The sequence below is a fragment of the Acinetobacter beijerinckii CIP 110307 genome, assembly GCF_000369005.1.
In the GTDB taxonomy this organism is placed as follows: domain Bacteria; phylum Pseudomonadota; class Gammaproteobacteria; order Pseudomonadales; family Moraxellaceae; genus Acinetobacter; species Acinetobacter beijerinckii.
The window spans coordinates 436,253-452,457 of record NZ_KB849765.1 but is presented as its reverse complement, the minus strand read 5'-3'; the positions used below and the strand labels follow the sequence as shown (position 1 = coordinate 452,457).

Annotated in this window: 15 protein-coding genes and 2 tRNA genes; 7 read left to right on the top strand and 10 right to left on the bottom strand. The window is 39.9% G+C overall.

What is annotated here, in order from left to right; all coding sequences use genetic code 11:
- Positions 1 to 102 precede the first annotated feature (102 nt).
- Positions 103 to 429 carry an antibiotic biosynthesis monooxygenase family protein gene (locus tag F933_RS07730; protein WP_005060035.1) on the top strand — a complete coding sequence of 109 codons (327 nt, stop codon included), beginning with the start codon at positions 103 to 105 and terminating at the stop codon, positions 427 to 429.
- A gap of 1 nt (position 430) precedes the next feature.
- Here the strand turns inward: F933_RS07730 and F933_RS07725 are convergent, their stop codons facing one another.
- Positions 431 to 1,330, bottom strand: coding sequence for a DMT family transporter (locus F933_RS07725; RefSeq protein ID WP_005060033.1), 900 nt, complete (start codon positions 1,328 to 1,330; stop codon positions 431 to 433).
- Positions 1,331 to 1,428: 98 nt separating this feature from the next.
- Here F933_RS07725 and F933_RS07720 point away from each other — a divergent pair, with 98 nt between their 5' ends.
- Positions 1,429 to 1,980: a helix-turn-helix domain-containing protein gene (locus F933_RS07720; protein ID WP_005060031.1), complete on the top strand. Its 552-nt coding sequence runs from the start codon at positions 1,429 to 1,431 to the stop codon at positions 1,978 to 1,980.
- A 64-nt stretch (positions 1,981 to 2,044) separates the two neighbouring features.
- On the opposite strand, the gene F933_RS07715 is transcribed toward F933_RS07720, so the two are convergent.
- The 6 genes from F933_RS07715 to hisB form a co-directional block, all read right to left on the bottom strand.
- Positions 2,045 to 3,514 (bottom strand): SulP family inorganic anion transporter, encoded by a 1,470-nt coding sequence (locus F933_RS07715; RefSeq protein WP_005060029.1) that lies wholly within the window; start codon positions 3,512 to 3,514, stop codon positions 2,045 to 2,047.
- A gap of 234 nt (positions 3,515 to 3,748) precedes the next feature.
- Complete coding sequence (gene hisA, locus F933_RS07710; protein ID WP_005060027.1) at positions 3,749 to 4,480, bottom strand: 1-(5-phosphoribosyl)-5-[(5-phosphoribosylamino)methylideneamino]imidazole-4-carboxamide isomerase; 732 nt, start codon at positions 4,478 to 4,480, stop codon at positions 3,749 to 3,751.
- A 66-nt stretch (positions 4,481 to 4,546) separates the two neighbouring features.
- Entirely contained in the window at positions 4,547 to 5,209 is a 663-nt protein-coding gene (locus F933_RS07705; RefSeq protein WP_005060025.1) for a 3'-5' exonuclease, read from the bottom strand.
- An 88-nt stretch (positions 5,210 to 5,297) separates the two neighbouring features.
- Positions 5,298 to 5,831 carry a DUF805 domain-containing protein gene (locus F933_RS07700; RefSeq protein WP_005060024.1) on the bottom strand — a complete coding sequence of 178 codons (534 nt, stop codon included), beginning with the start codon at positions 5,829 to 5,831 and terminating at the stop codon, positions 5,298 to 5,300.
- A gap of 166 nt (positions 5,832 to 5,997) precedes the next feature.
- The gene (gene hisH, locus F933_RS07695; RefSeq protein ID WP_005060021.1) at positions 5,998 to 6,615 is read right to left on the bottom strand and encodes an imidazole glycerol phosphate synthase subunit HisH; all 618 of its coding nucleotides are present in this window, start codon (positions 6,613 to 6,615) and stop codon (positions 5,998 to 6,000) included.
- A complete protein-coding gene (gene hisB / locus F933_RS07690; protein WP_005052312.1) occupies positions 6,615 to 7,208 on the bottom strand; it encodes an imidazoleglycerol-phosphate dehydratase HisB in 594 nt (197 codons plus the stop codon). The genes hisH and hisB overlap by 1 nt, the downstream gene beginning before the upstream one ends.
- 103 nt (positions 7,209 to 7,311) lie before the next feature.
- Here hisB and F933_RS07685 point away from each other — a divergent pair, with 103 nt between their 5' ends.
- The 4 genes from F933_RS07685 (at position 7,312) to F933_RS07670 (ending at position 9,538) form a co-directional block, all read left to right on the top strand.
- On the top strand, positions 7,312 to 7,689 hold the full coding sequence (locus F933_RS07685; protein ID WP_005052309.1) for a GNAT family N-acetyltransferase: 378 nt from the start codon (positions 7,312 to 7,314) through the stop codon (positions 7,687 to 7,689).
- A gap of 104 nt (positions 7,690 to 7,793) precedes the next feature.
- Positions 7,794 to 7,869, top strand: a tRNA-Phe gene (locus F933_RS07680).
- Between the two features lie 140 nt (positions 7,870 to 8,009).
- Positions 8,010 to 8,085 (top strand) — tRNA-Phe (locus F933_RS07675).
- A gap of 193 nt (positions 8,086 to 8,278) precedes the next feature.
- A complete protein-coding gene (locus F933_RS07670; protein WP_005060019.1) occupies positions 8,279 to 9,538 on the top strand; it encodes an OmpP1/FadL family transporter in 1,260 nt (419 codons plus the stop codon).
- Between the two features lie 56 nt (positions 9,539 to 9,594).
- On the opposite strand, the gene F933_RS07665 is transcribed toward F933_RS07670, so the two are convergent.
- From F933_RS07665 to ompR, 3 genes are all read right to left on the bottom strand, one after another.
- On the bottom strand, positions 9,595 to 11,109 hold the full coding sequence (locus tag F933_RS07665) for an acetyl-CoA hydrolase/transferase family protein (protein WP_005060017.1): 1,515 nt from the start codon (positions 11,107 to 11,109) through the stop codon (positions 9,595 to 9,597).
- 147 nt (positions 11,110 to 11,256) lie between these two features.
- The gene (locus tag F933_RS07660) at positions 11,257 to 12,711 is read right to left on the bottom strand and encodes an ATP-binding protein (protein WP_005060015.1); all 1,455 of its coding nucleotides are present in this window, start codon (positions 12,709 to 12,711) and stop codon (positions 11,257 to 11,259) included.
- A gap of 17 nt (positions 12,712 to 12,728) precedes the next feature.
- Positions 12,729 to 13,493 carry an osmolarity response regulator transcription factor OmpR gene (gene ompR / locus F933_RS07655; protein WP_004678831.1) on the bottom strand — a complete coding sequence of 255 codons (765 nt, stop codon included), beginning with the start codon at positions 13,491 to 13,493 and terminating at the stop codon, positions 12,729 to 12,731.
- Positions 13,494 to 13,813: 320 nt separating this feature from the next.
- Between ompR and F933_RS07650 the strand changes: the two genes are divergently transcribed.
- Positions 13,814 to 16,171 carry a Tex family protein gene (locus F933_RS07650; protein WP_005060012.1) on the top strand — a complete coding sequence of 786 codons (2,358 nt, stop codon included), beginning with the start codon at positions 13,814 to 13,816 and terminating at the stop codon, positions 16,169 to 16,171.
- Positions 16,172 to 16,205 lie beyond the last annotated feature (34 nt).

Genomic DNA, 16,205 nt, shown 5'->3' with positions numbered 1-16,205 from the left:
CTTTCTAAATAAAATTTTAAAGTCATTTGATTTTATTAAATAATTATTTGATTTATATTTAAAAATATAAAATATCTACAATTGATTTAAATAGGTTAATTCATGATTATTGAGCATGTGCATTTAAATATTAAACCTAATCGAAATCATGCGTTTGAAGAAGCATTTCAAAAAGCCAAATCAATTATTTACCCGATGGCAGGGTTGAATGCCGTTCAACTGATCAAAAATGTCCAAGATGATCATCGCTATATTCTGATGATATTTTGGGATTGTATCGAAGATCATACAGAAGGCTTTAGAAAGTCTGAGGCATATCAAGAATGGAAAGCATTGTTACATCCATTCTATGACCCAATGCCAAAAGTTGAGTATTATCAAACACAAATATTATTGAAGAAGAAAGAGCCTTCAATAAAAAAAGATTAATTTAAGCATCTTTATTCTTTTGTGAGTAGTTGAGTATTTTTAGTTTCAGCTCACTCACTAAAACGCCAAGCACAACAAGACATCCACCCAATAAAGCTAATAAAGGCAATCGTTCACCTGCAATGCGTCCAAATACACCCGCCCAAACAGGTTCGCCTGCATAAATAATTGCTGCTCGGGTCGGATCGACCATTCTCTGTGCCCAATTCATCACAAATTGAATCAGTGCACTCGCCAGACCTAAACCAAGCGCAACAACAAGTAATTGCCATGAAAATGCAGGTATCGAATGTTCACCGACTAAGGGCATACTGCAAAATGATAATAAAGAAGCAACTGCTAATTGAATGACTGTGACTCGTCTTAAATTCACTTTTCCTGCAAAATAGCCAATTAAAATAATCTCTAGCGCGATCACAAAAGCACAAATTAACGTCAGCGTTTGTCCGTAGCTTAAACTGATTTTGGAAATACCATTGCCAGTCAGAAGAACTAAACCAATAAAAGCCAGTGTTGTGCCGATCCATGTCATTAAAGAAGGGCGCTTCTGAAAAATAACCCACATTAAAATCGGGACGAGAGGAACATAAAGGGCGGTCAGAAATGCAGATTCACTGCTCAGAATGCTTTGTAAAGCAATCGTTTGAGTTCCATAACCAATCGCTATCACTACACCGATTCCTGTCCCTGCCATGACTTCTTTTAAAGTTAATCCACGAATAGATTGAATTGAGATTAAAAAAATTGCCAAAGCTGCGACGGCAAAACGGCAACCGACAAAGAACATCGGACTACTAAAATTAAGTGCATATTGAACTGCCAAAAAAGTTCCGCCCCAAATCATGGTAATAAAAATCAATGCAAATTGTGCTGCTCTAGGCGATTGAGAGAACGCTGTCAAAACCAAATTCCAAATTAGAGTGCAATATACTGCACATGTTGCATTAATTTATGCGTTTGTGCAATATATTGCGCACTACCAAAAGAGAGTGAAGCTGCATGAATCAACCTGATGCGGTGCTGCAATACGTAGGGCAGAATATTCGATTTTATCGAAACCAACACCAATTGAGTCAGCAAGAGCTTGCAGAACGGGCTGGCGTGAGTCGACGAACCATCGCGTCTTTAGAAACAGGGATGGTGAATATTAGTCTGACCAAACTTGATGCAATTGCCCATGCTTTGAGTGTGAATTTTAAGCAGCTTGTCACTGTACCAGAGCTTGCAGATTCTGCCATCGTAAGGACTTTGGCATGGCAGGGGGATCATATTGAAAGCCAAGCGACTTTACATGCATCCGTAGTTGCACGTAGCCAAGTCGAATTATGGACATGGTCATTGGCTAGTGGAGAGACTTATGTTGCTGAGCCTGATCAACAAGGATGGCAGGAATTGATCTATGTGATTGAAGGTGAACTCAGTCTTGAATTAATTTCTGGAACACATTTGGTTGTAGCGGGTACATCATTTTTATTTGATAGTTCTTCAGCTTATCGCTATAGCAATCAAGGTACAGGCATACTTCGTTTTATTCGTAATGTGATTTATTGATGTCAAAAGAGCCAAACATTAATGTCTGGCTCTTTTATCTGCTTAATTCTTTCAGTCTATTGAACTAAATCGCATCAAACTGATGTTTACTATGCGTTCCATATTTATCAATCATGATTGAACTGGCTTCATTCAACCCACGTACAGTGACGTTGATCCCATTTCTTTGAAATTTATTCACGACAGAATCGAGCATTGCTACCGAAGTCACATCCCAAATATGTGAATGAGTTAAATCAATGATCACTTCGGACACAGATTCTTGAAAATTAAAACCTTGCATGAATTTTTCTGATGAACTAAAAAAGATTTGTCCTTTCAGATCATAAACACGGGCGTTATTTTCAAAATAGCTTTCAACACGAATGTCGTTCTCTAATTTATTAGCGAGGAATAAAGCAGAAAGTAATACACCTGTGAGTACTCCAAGTGCCAAGTTATGGGTTGCAACCACGACAATAACAGTGGCAAGCATAACCACATTGCTCGTTTTGGGATTGGCTTTAAAGTTGGTCAAGGATTTCCATTCAAAGGTGCTAATCGAAACCATAATCATCACAGCAACCAAAGCCGCCATAGGGATGACTTTTAACCAGTCACTAATAAAGACAACTAAAATCAGCAAAAATACGCCTGCTGAAAAAGTTGATAAACGAGTCAGACCACCAGATTTCACATTAATCATTGACTGACCAATCATGGCGCAGCCCGCCATGCCGCCCATGAAACCAGATGCGATATTGGCAATGCCTTGACCTTTGCATTCTTGGAATTTATCACTTGGCGTATCCGTCATTTCATCAATAATGGTGGCTGTCATCATTGACTCAAGTAGGCCGACTGCCGCTAATGCAATTGAATAAGGTAAGATTATTGTTAAGGTTTCAAGATTTAAAGGAATATCAGGCAGTAAAAATACAGGCAATGTATCTGGTAATGCACCCATGTCGCCTACGGTACGAATATCAATACCTAAACCTACCGCGATCAGGCTAATAACGATGATACAGACCAAGGGAGACGGCAGGATTTTTCCAATTTTAGGCAGGAGTGGAAATAAATAGATGATTGCCAAGCCTAATCCAACCAGTGCATACACATGCCATGTCACATGAACCAATTCAGGCAATTGCGCCATAAAAATGAGGATAGCGAGCGCATTAACAAAGCCGATCACCACAGATTTTGAGACAAAGCGCATGAGTTTTGCGAGTTTTAGATAACCTGCCAAAATTTGCAATACGCCTGTTAAAAGCGTTGCAGCAAGTAGATATTGTAAGCCGTGCTCCTTTACCAGACTCGCCATCACCAAAGCCATTGCACCCGTCGCTGCTGAAATCATTGCAGGACGACCGCCAACAAATGAAATAACGACTGCAATACAAAATGAAGCATATAAACCGACTTTAGGGTCAACTCCCGCGATAATTGAAAATGCAATTGCTTCGGGAATCAGCGCCAATCCCACCACGAGACCAGCCAATACATCGGCCCGGATGTTAGAGAACCATTGTTCTCGTATATTGGAAAACATAGAAATAGCCTATTTTTTGAAAAAAATTTTAAAGGCTAGTGATGTGATATATAAAAACACACGACTACACCACATCACTAGACAGTGATGAGTTATTTACACGAGGGGACTGTAAAAACTAGGGTGGCGTAAGTGTCATTATAAAATTGAGAGTCGATAGGAAAATCGAGGTAAGGATAACATTTAAGCTAAAAAAGCTCTAGCCATTATTTAAATCGCTAGAGCTGCGAATGATTAAAGTGATTGTTCATCTAACAATAGTTGTGCTTCGCGAAGGCTCAATGTGCCTTCATAAATTGCACGACCAGTAATTGCACCTAAAATGCCTTTTTGACCTTTTAAGTTACGAACATCATCAAGGTTGGTCACACCACCAGATGCGATCACAGGCAAGCCAGAGTATTGTGCTAACTGAACAGTTTGTTCAACATTGACACCTTGCATCATGCCATCACGTGCAATATCAGTGTATACAATGCTAGATACACCTGCATCAGCAAACCGTTTAGCAAGATCAGTTGCTTTAACGTCAGTGACATTGGCCCAACCATCAGTTGCAACCATGCCATTGATGGCATCGATACCGACAATGATGTGACCTGCAAAACGCTTACATGCTTCTTCAACAAATTCAGGTTCTTGTACGGCTTTGGTGCCGATAATAACAAAAGATACGCCTGCTTCTAAATAATGTTCAATGGTTTCAAGCGAACGGATACCGCCGCCAATTTGGATTGGAAGCTCTGGTTGCGCGCGAGCAATTGCTTCAACCACGGGTTTATGAATTGGTGTACCTGCGAAAGCACCATTCAAATCAACTAAATGTAAACGACGTGCGCCTTCATCAACCCAATGTTGAGCAGTTGCCACTGGATCATCAGAGAAAACGGTATCGTCTTCCATACGACCTTGTTTTAAACGGACACATTTGCCATCTTTCAGGTCAATTGCAGGGATGATTAGCATGCTTTCGCTCCTTGCATCATCATAAAGTTTAAATTGGCTACATATTAGCAAAGTATTGATCAATCGCTAAGCCTTGTCTGTTGAACCTTCAAGTATTCTTGCAATTTGTTGTTGAGTTTGAGTGGACAATATTTTCTGATGATATAGCTGTTGGCATATCAACAATGCGGCATAAGCATCTGCGGCAGCATAATTGATTTGTTGAGGACTGAGCTGTTTGATAGACCAGTTTGAAGTGCTGACCTTTTTACTTTTAATAAAATAGCGTTGAAAGAGTAGAGCAATTGCAGTTTGTACACCGACTTGAGCGTTGTAACCAAAACTCGAAAAACTTTTGGAAAGTTCAATCAGTGATTTTGGTTCAATCCCTTTACGGCGGAAACTAATCAGATCATTTTTCAAGCCAAAACCAACTTTAAGTTGGTGTTCATTTTCTAAAATAGGCTTTAAAAATACTAAGATTTCTGGAGTAACTTGAAATAAATAAGCTTTTTCAAGTGTTGCAAGCTGAATAAGATGCGGTCCAGTCGATTTTTCTCCGACCTTGAAAGTAGGTTTAGACTCAGTATCAAAACCAAAAATAGGTGTTTGATAGAGTTCATTTTGAATAGATAAGCATTGTTGTGGTGTTTGAATCACTAAAATCTTATCGGTATCTAAGTTTCGAAATGCGGGTAATGCACGGATGTGTTCTTTGCTTAAAAGCGTTGTTTGCTGTGGCATTTCCATTATAACGAAACTCAAAACTTTGGTTTGAGCTTAAACGTTTTTATTGAAATGAAAAAGCCAAGTTTGGAAGCTTGGCTTTTATTAGAACTTACTCAGCTTGATTAAGCTGCTGTTCAATTTGCATTTGCTGACTTTTCTCTATATAGCTTTGATATGCAGGAATTGCTGTTGCTGCAATTGCTAAAATACTGATTGGGAAGACGATAATATAAATCCAAGCTAAAACCTTTTCCCAACCTTGAGTAATACGAGGCAACCCATAATTATTTGTGTTTTCATCACCTTTTGCACAACTTAAATAAATAACAAATAAAAAGTTGATCAATGGAACAAGCATTACAAGTGATAACCAACCAGTTTGATTGCGGTCATGCAAACGACGAATTGAAAAAACGAAGCTAAAGTAGATCATTGCAATATAAACAATGATAAAGAGTCCACCGAATACATACAACGATGAGCCTGTTGATGAGCTGCTAAAAGTAGGGACTAGAAATGCTGCGATAATACCTAAAATGAATACGAAGACCATAAGTAACATATTCCAGCCTAAGTAAGACAGTCTGCCGAAACGACCATTTGCACTAAAACCTGAATCATTGGTTTGAAAATGAGATGACATATTATTTTCCTGTAGTCACTGATTTTTAAAATTAATTTTGAAACGATGTGCTGTTTGATTTTTATTCAAAACGTTTGCATGATATGCAAAAAGTAATTAGAAATAAATAAAAATAAAGCCAATTTTAAATTGGCTTTATTTTCAGAAATTAAATTCATTCAAGTGATTAAATTTTCCATTCCACAAAGTTCTTTAACAGCTGTAACCCAGCGGTATGACTTTTTTCAGGATGGAACTGCGTTGCAAACAAATTGTCTTTATGAATCGCAGTGCAAAAATTCACGCCATAATCACAAGTTGCCGCAGTAATAGCAGCATCTTTTGGTTCTACATAGTAACTATGTACAAAATAGAAACGCGCATCTTGTTCAATGTTGTTCCACATTGGATGACTTGGATCAAGTTGATGCACTTGATTCCAGCCCATGTGTGGTACTTTCAAATTTGAAATTTCTGGGAAGTGTTTAACAACACCATCAAAAATTCCCAAAGCATCGACACCACCATTTTCTTCAGAGCTTTGTAGTAGGGCTTGCATACCGACACAAATCGCTAAAACAGGTTTGTTGAAGGCAGCTTGACGGACGACCTCATCAATGCCTGCTTCATGCATACCTTGCATGCAATCACGCATTGCACCCACACCAGGGAAAACAATTTTATCCGCTTTGGCAATTAATTTAGGATCATTCGTCACATCAACAGTAGCACCAACGTGTTCTAAGGCTTTCGCCGCAGAGTGCAAATTACCCATACCATAATCGAGTAAAGCAATACGGGTCATTACAAACTACCTTTGGTTGAAGCAATACTGTTTTCTGCACGTGGATCAATTTCACATGCCATACGCAAAGCACGTGCCATTGCTTTGAACACGCTTTCAATCTGGTGATGACTATTTTTGCCTTTGAGATTGTCAATATGCAATGTCATTAATGCATGATTGACGAAACCTTGGAAAAATTCCGAAAACAAGTCCACATCAAAAGTTCCGATACGCGCACGAGTAAATGGAATATCCATAAATAAACCCGGACGACCAGATAGGTCTACTACAACACGAGAAAGTGCTTCATCAAGTGGTGCATAAAAATGACCATAGCGACGTAAGCCTTTTTTATCACCCAAAGCTTGCGCAAAAGCTTGCCCTAAGGTGATTCCACAATCTTCAACGGTGTGATGATCATCAATTTCTAGATCACCGTCGCAATGAATATCGATATCAAATAGACCATGGCGCTTGATTTGATCAATCATATGGTCTAAAAATGGAACTCCAGTGTTGAGTGTGCCTTGACCAGTACCATCGAGATTGAGACGAACTCGAATTTTTGTTTCGTTGGTATTTCTTACCACTTCACTGATACGTTGCGTCATGGACACGTTCCTCAAAAAACGTCAAAAATGATTGAATTAAAAACCAATATTTCGCTGTGACGAAAAAGTGACAGCATCATAGTTTGCTCAGGAGGGTTAATCAATGCCTATTAGCGTACATGCTTACAGTTCTCTAGATAATCTAGGGATTCGTACCCAGCTAGAGCGACTTTACGATACCAGCCCAGAGTTTGGCGATGGGCAAGATGCTATGCAGCAACTTGAACAAGATCTACAGCAATATACCACAGTTTATACCGCTGAATTTAACACCAAAATTATAGGTGCAATTTGGGTAACAGGACAAGGTGAAAGCCGCGTTTTGGAATATATTGTGGTGCATCCTTCTAACCGTGGTCGTGGTGTGGCTGAGCGTTTAGTTGAAGAAGTGTGTCGAATGGAAGAAGAGCATGGCGTAAAGCAATTTGAGCCAGGTTGTGGTGCGATTCATCGTTGTTTATCGCACTTAGGTAAAATCTAAAAACACCGAATTTTGAGGATGTGTAGCAAAATTAATCGCTTGTTAGAAAAAAACGCAAATTTGCTTGACGTGTTTTGACAAACATTGTTTAATACGCCCACTTTGGCGCGATAGCTCAGTCGGTAGAGCAACGGATTGAAAATCCGTGTGTCCCCAGTTCGATCCTGGGTCCCGCCACCATAAATTTGTATTTTCAATCCCTGATCCCATCAGGGATTTTTTTTGTCTTAAAGTTTGTTGCGTGAAAAATGGGCAGTTAAATCAAAAGCTCATGATAATTATTGACTATTGCGCTGAGATACGGCTTAATACACCCCATTGGCGCGATAGCTCAGTCGGTAGAGCAACGGATTGAAAATCCGTGTGTCCCCAGTTCGATCCTGGGTCCCGCCACCATATTCAAAAACCCCAAACGCAAGTTTGGGGTTTTTTTTATGGAAAAATTTAACCCAATTTATTTAAAAGTAAAACTGCACTTAAAAAAGATTCTTTATGAATAATAAGAATATGTTTCTCAGTTTTATTTGGTTATAAGAATAAAAGAAAAACAATATGCTTGTGCATATATTATTTTTATTGAAGATAAGTTATGCAAAAATTTATTGGGGTGGCACTGCCCGTGATTATTTTATCGACCCTCACGCAGCATGTATTTGCAACTACAGGCTATTTTATGCATGGTTATGGGATTAAATCTCAAGGTAATGCAGGCGCTTCTACAGCTTCCTTTAACGACGCGCTCACCATCGCAAGTAATCCATCTGGTTTAAGTTGGATTGACAGCCGAGTTGATGTGGGAGCAACTTTATTTAATCCTAAACGCTCTGCGGAAATAGAAGGAAACTTAGCAGGTGCCAACGGACAATACAGTGGTAATGGTCTTGAATACTTTGTACTGCCTGAATTTGCGATCAATAAGAAAGTAAATGATACCGTTGCTCTAGGCTTAGCGATTTATGGCAATGGGGGAATGAACACGACTTATAAACGCAACCCTTATGCAGCATTTGGTAATGCAGGGGAAGCAGGTATTGATTTAGCTCAAGTCTTTATTTCACCTGCGGTCGCATGGCGTTATAGCGAAAATCAATCCATTGGTATTGCAACGAATATTCTTTACCAACGCTTTGAAGCGAAAGGTATTTCTGGTTTCGCGCCGTTTTCAAGTGATGCACAAAAACTAAGTAACCAAGGTAAAGATTCAGCTACTGGCATTGGTGTGCGGGTCGGGTGGAGTGCCAAATTAAATGATGTTGTAACGGTAGGAGCAAATTACTCTTCAAAAATTGAAGCGGATAAATTTGATAAGTACCGTGGTTTATTTGCGCAAGCGGGTAGTTTTGATGTTCCAGAAAGTTATGCTATTGGCGCAAGTTTTCAGATCACACCAGCTTTGAAAATATTAGCAGATGCTCAACGAATTAATTATTCGGATGTTGATTCAGTTGGTCATCCTTTTAGTTTAGCGTCAGTGATGGCAGGTAATGCTTTTGGAACGGAAAAGGGGCAGGGCTTTGGCTGGAAAGATATTAATATCTATAAATTGGGGGCAACGTATCAAGTTGATCCACAATTAACCTTGAGAGCAGGATATAGCCATAATGATCAACCCATTCCCAATGATCAAACTTTTCTAAATATCTTAGCACCTGGTGTCATTCAAGATCATTTAAGCTTGGGTGCAACATGGAGTGTGGATCAGAGACAGGAGTTGAGTGTTGCTTATACTTATGGCTTTAAGAAAAAGGTAAAAGGTAATCAATCAATTCCTACAGCTTTCGGAGGTGGTGAAGCTAACCTAGAAATGGATCAGCATATTCTCGGATTATCTTATGGTTTGAAATTCTAATTTAAAAAAAAGCTGAATTTTTTAGATTCAGCTTTTTTTATTTTTACAATAATGAATTAAGCAGTTTTTGCGAGCTTTTCAGCAGCTAACATATGACCTGTTTCTTCAAAATTGGCATGCCATGACAATGCTTCACGAAGAATGTGAGGTGTATGACCACCGCGCTCACAAGAGCGATCAAAGTAATCGTTTAATGCCACTTTGTAGAGAGGATGTACACAGTTGTCGATGATCACACGTGCGCGTTCACGAGGTGCTAAACCACGTAAATCTGCTAAACCGACTTCTGTTACTAAAATATCAACATCATGCTCATTGTGGTCAACATGGCTGACCATCGGTACGATTGATGAAATATCACCACCTTTGGCAATTGATTTGGTCACGAAAATGGCCAAATGTGCATTGCGAGCAAAGTCACCTGAGCCACCAATACCATTCATCATTTTGGTACCACAAACATGAGTTGAATTGACGTTACCGTAAATATCAAACTCAAGTGCAGTATTAATTCCGATAATACCCAAACGGCGCACAATTTCAGGGTGATTTGAAATTTCTTGTGGGCGTAAAACCAATTTATCTTTGTAGTGTTCTAGATTGCCAAATACACGCTCGCCACATTGAGCAGAAAGTGTAATTGAACTGCCAGACGCGAATTTCATTTTACCTGCATCGATTAATTCAAAGGTACAGTCTTGTAATACTTCAGAATACATCACCAGATCTTCAAAGTTTGAATCTTTCAGACCTGTTAGAACTGCATTGGCAATTGAACCGATACCTGCTTGCAGCGGACCTAAGTTTTTTGCTAAACGACCAGCAGCAACTTCTTTCTCAAAAAATGCAATCAAATGATTTGCAATCCCTTGAGTTTCATCATCTGGCGGTGTCACAGTTGATGGAGAGTCAGCAGTATCATTAAGCACGATACCTACGATTTTCGCGGGATCAATTGGAATTGCGGTTGAGCCAATGCGATTATCTACTTGGGTCAAAGGCAATGGGGTGCGTGTTGGACGATAGGTTGGAATATAAATATCGTGTAAGCCTTCAAAGTTTTCACTGAGAGAGGTGTTGATTTCAACAATTACTTTTTCCGCGAAAATGGCAAAACTTGCAGAGTTACCTACAGACGTCGTTGGAACAATGTGACCATCTTCTGTGATTGCAACGGCTTCAATTACCGCAACATCAGGGCGTTTGAGTTGCTGATTACGCATTTGTTCGACAGTTTCAGACAAATGCTGGTCGATAAACATCACTTCGCCATTATTGATGGCACGACGCAAAGTATTATCAACTTGGAATGGCATGCGACGCGCAAGAACGCCTGCTTCAGTGAGCTGTTTGTCTAAGTCGTTACCTAGACTTGCACCTGTAATTAACGTGATTTTTAACGGATTTTTTTTGGCTTGTTCAACCAGTGCTTGTGGAACAGCTTTCGCTTCTCCAGCACGAGTAAAACCACTCATACCAACCGTCATATCATTTTCAATAAAGCGCGCTGCTTGTTCAGCACTCATTACTTTGTCATGTAGGGAAGCAAGGCGAATACGACTTAAAGACATGATCCATTCTCAATATACTTTTTAATAGATATGGATTTTAACGTTAAAAAGTGAAAAGGGAATTGGATTACGGCTAAGGTCTAATATGTGAAATCCGTGATATTTTTACAGTAGAAAAAGTGGCATTTTAATCTGCCACTTTTTGTTTTAAAAATGCCCAGTTAGAGTCTGTCTGATTTTATCAAGTGTATTATTTGGAGGTTCTTCTTCTGTGGTTGTCGTAATTGGCAGAGAGATTACGACCTCTAAACCACCTTGTTCTCGGTTGCGAATATTGATTTGTCCTTGATGGATCTCCACAATTCGCTTCACAATAGCGAGTCCTAAACCACTTCCTTGAACAGTCCGTGCTGAATTACCACGAACAAAGGGCTGCATGAGTTCCTCGACTTGATCAGGTGGAATGCCTTCGCCGTGGTCAGCAACTGTAATCAATATATGTTCATCGACATGACTGGCTGAAAGCTCAATCGGTTCGGCTCCATATCGTTTCGCATTGTTAATCAGATTTGCGATTAAACGTTTTAAAGATAAGCTTCGAGCTTGAATGATAGGTAGCTCTTGCATTGCAAAACGTATATCCAGTGGCTTGAACTGTATGACTAATTCTTGTAATAACGTATTGATGTTGGTATCCGTTAATTCCTCATCAGAACCATCACGCATATAAGAAATGAATTGATTTAGAATCGCATCCATATCATCGACATCATAGATCAGACCTTCGCGGAAAAACTCATCAGGTAGCATTTCTGCGGTGAGTCGAATGCGTGTTAAAGGTGTGCGCAAATCATGTGAAATCCCAGCCAACATGATTTGTCGATCACGTTCGGTTTGTTCAAGTGTATAGACCATATGGTTAAAGGCTTGGTTAACTTGACGAATTTCAAAAGGACCATGATTAGTATCTAAATAAGGCGCTTTTCCTGATTTACTATAACTGCTGGCGGCATTCTGTAAACGACGCAATGGTCGATTCATTTGTCGAACTAAAATGAGAATAATAATGGATGAAAAAATTGGGACACCAAATAACCAAGCAGAGATCAATTCAACACTGTAATTGGTATAGGTTTTTAACGGTTCTCGCACCCAATTACCATTCATCTCTGGTGTTTGAATCCAAATTCGAGGGATGGGTTTAAATTTAAAATAAACGGTAACGTTATCGACACCTAGTTCTTTAGCTAGTTTTGCCTCGATCTGATTGGTAAACAGTTCCGCTAAGAACTTATCTTCGACGACTGGGAATTCTTTAGGATCAGTGACGTACTCGATACCAATACGATTTTTAAGCCAAGTATCGACATCGACTTCAGTATCACGATGCAGAATCCGAATATCAGGATTATTGACTAACTCTAATTCGATGGCGAGATAACGCGCATGTTGTTGTAATTCTGGTAAATATAAAGTTCGCCAAAAGAACCACAAGGACATGAAAAGACTAAAAAATACCGTAAAAAGTACCAAAATCGTGGTACGCATAGCGGCTGAACGCGGCTTAATTTTATCTAAAAAACGTTCCCATTTGGTTCGTGGCCGTTCTGAATAAGCCACGAAATCAGTAAATGCTTGCGGATCGATTGGTTCAAGTTTCAAGAATTTGCTTCCTAAGCTTATTCAGCACCATCTGGAACAAAAACGTAGCCTACACCCCAAACCGTTTGAATGTAGCGAGCACGGGCTGGATTATCTTCAATTAAACGACGTAAGCGAGACACTTGAACATCAATTGAGCGCTCCATTGCACCCCATTCACGACCACGCGCTAAGTTCATTAGTTTATCGCGAGTTAATGGTTCACGAGGATGTTGAACGAGTGCTTTTAGTACCGCAAACTCACCTGTGGTTAACGTGACCACTTGACCTTCACGAGTTAAAGTACGTGTAGAAAGATCTAATGCCCATGGACCAAAACTGACCACTTCAACTTGTTGGCTTGGAGCGCCAGGCACTTCGCGGACTTGGCGGCGTAATACAGCACGAATACGCGCTAAAAGTTCATTTGGGTTGAATGGTTTTGGTAGATAGTCATCTGCACCCGCTTCTAAGCCTGCAATACGATCAGAATCGCTGCCACGAGCAGTAAGCATAATAATAGGTGTGTCGATATTCGACTGACGTAAACGACGACAAATACTTAAACCATCTTCGACAGGCAACATGAAATCAAGAACGATCAGTGAGAATAGCTCACGTTGAAGCAGACGATCCATTTGCGTAGCATCATGGGCAGTTTTGACCACAAAGCCTTTATCTTCAAGGAAGCGCTGTAAAAGCGTACGTAAACGCACATCATCATCGACGACTAAGATACGTTCGACTCGATCTGTTTCATGGTGTACGGTTTCCGTCGATTCGGCAGGTACAACTAAACTCATGATGTGTGCTCCTTTATCGTTTATTGTCATCGTCTTATGCAATGATCGGGAGTATAAGGTTCATTGCACGGTTTTGGCTATGTTATAAAGCAACAAATATTGCCAATAAAATCAAGAGATAGATACCAAATGTATACAGGTAAAATCATGACAATCAATCTATTTTTTCAATATTTAGCTAAAAAACTGTTGGTATTTTAGAAACATTGGTGAATTAGCATTATCTATTGAAATAATATTCAAAAAAACAATAGTGGATTTTATAGTCATGGACTTTATAATCAGTGCTTTTAGACTTAACCCTAGTGGAATCAATCACGATGACTGACTTAGTTCAGCAGTTGGCAAATGAACTCGCCGTACGTCCAAACCAAGTAGAAGCTGCTATTCGTTTAATTGATGAAGGCGCTAGTGTTCCTTTTATCGCTCGTTACCGTAAAGAGGTCACACAAGGCTTAGATGATACGCAATTACGTCAACTCGATACACGTTTAACTTACTTGCGTGATTTATACGAGCGTCGTGAGAAAGTAATCCAGTCTTTACAAGAACAAGATAAATTAAACGATGATTTATTGGCACGTGTAAATGCGGCTGAAACAAAGAATGCGTTAGAAGAAATTTATGCGCCTTATCGCCCAAAACGTACTAGTAAATCTTTTAAAGCAAGAGAAGCGGGTTTAGGTCCGATTGCTGAGAAAATCATTAACGATCAAATTGATCCAGCAGAAGCGTTGGCTGATTTTAGTCATGAAGACTATCCAGACATTGAAAGTCAACTCGATGCAATTCAGCATATTTTGATTGATGATTGGGCACAAAACATTGCGCTCACCACTGAATTAAAACAAACTTTTGCTAAAACAGCATTATTGAAAAGTACAGTTGCTTCTGAAGAGAAAAAAGAAGTTGGCAAAAAATTCCGTGATTATTTTGAATTTTCAGAAAATTTAAACAAGTTACCTTCTCATCGTTTATTGGCGATGTTACGTGGTCGTCAAGAAAATGTACTGGGTTTAAAAGTAGATGGTGAAGATGATGCGCCATTGGTACGCATCGAAACTGAATATAATCTTGAACAAATTCAACCACAAAGCCGTCAGGAATATTTAAAACAAACTGCAAAATTATTTTGGCTTGGTAAGATTCGTCCGCAAATCGAACATTCATTATTGACTGATAAACGCTTAGCTGCTGAAGCTGAAGCGATGGATGTCTTTGCTGAAAATCTACGTCACTTATTATTGTCTGCACCTGCGGGTGGGCGTACCACTTTAGGTGTTGATCCTGGTATCCGTACTGGCGTGAAGCTTGCTGTGGTGAGTGACGCAGGTGATGTTCTTGCGCATAGTACGATTTACCCGTTTGCGCCGAAAGAAGATAAAGACGGTTCAATTGCTGAGTTAGCTCGTTTATGTCGAGAGTTCCACGTGGAACTTATTGCGATTGGTAATGGAACTGCAAGTCGTGAAACCGAAGCCGTTGTAGCTGAAATGATGGCTGCCAATACAGATTTAAATCTGACTCGTATTACTGTAAGTGAAGCAGGAGCCTCTGTTTATTCGGCAAGTGAACTCGCTTCTCAAGAGCTGCCAGAGCTTGATGTTTCAATTCGCGGTGCGGTTTCAATTGCACGCCGTTTACAAGATCCATTGGCTGAGCTTGTTAAAATTGATCCGAAATCAATTGGTGTGGGTCAATATCAGCATGATGTGAATCAAACTGGTTTGGCTAAAACCCTGGATGCCGTGGTTGAAGACTGTGTAAACGCTGTAGGGGTGGATGTGAATACCGCATCTCCAGCGATCTTGGCGTATATTGCAGGTTTAAATAAATCCATTGCACAGCAAATCGTTGAATATCGTAAAGAACATGGTCGTTTCGACAACCGTCAAGCCTTGAAAAAGGTGCCACGTTTAGGCGAGCGTACTTTTGAGCAATCAGCAGGCTTCCTACGTGTTCAAAATGGTTCTGAGCCATTGGATGCATCAGCAGTTCACCCAGAAAGTTATGGCGTGGTTGAAAAGATTGTTGCGGCAAAAGCAACGACGGTAAAAGACATTATTGGTAATACTGAAATTATCCGCCAAGTCAAAGCAGATGAGTTTGTCGATGACAAATTTGGTTTGCCGACGATTCAAGATATTTTAGCTGAACTTGAAAAGCCTGCACGTGATCCACGTCCAGAGTTCCGTACTGCTAAGTTTCGTGAAGATATTACGGAAGTTGCACAACTCACTGAAGGCATGCAGCTCGAAGGTGTGGTGACCAATGTGACTAACTTCGGCGCGTTCGTAGATGTAGGTGTACATCAAGATGGTTTAGTGCATATCTCTGAACTTGCAAATGAATTTGTTTCTGATCCACATAAAGTGGTTAAACCAGGTCAAATTGTGCAAGTGCGTGTGATGCAAGTTGATGTTGAACGTAATCGTGTGAACTTGAGTATGCGTGCAGAAGGTTCTGCACCTGCTAAAGCGCCACGTCAACAACAGCGTCCACAGCAAGAGCGAACTGAACGTTCAGAGCGTAAGCCTCAAGGTCAACGTCCACCACGTAAAGAAGGTGACTTTAAGCGTCCGCAAAATAACAAGCCAAAAACTGAAAAAGCACAAGAGCAAAAAATCGGTGGTTTAGGTGCATTGTTATTACAAGCAGGGATTAAAGGTTCTAAGTAACTGATCAAATAAATAAAAGCCTCTTCGGAGGCTT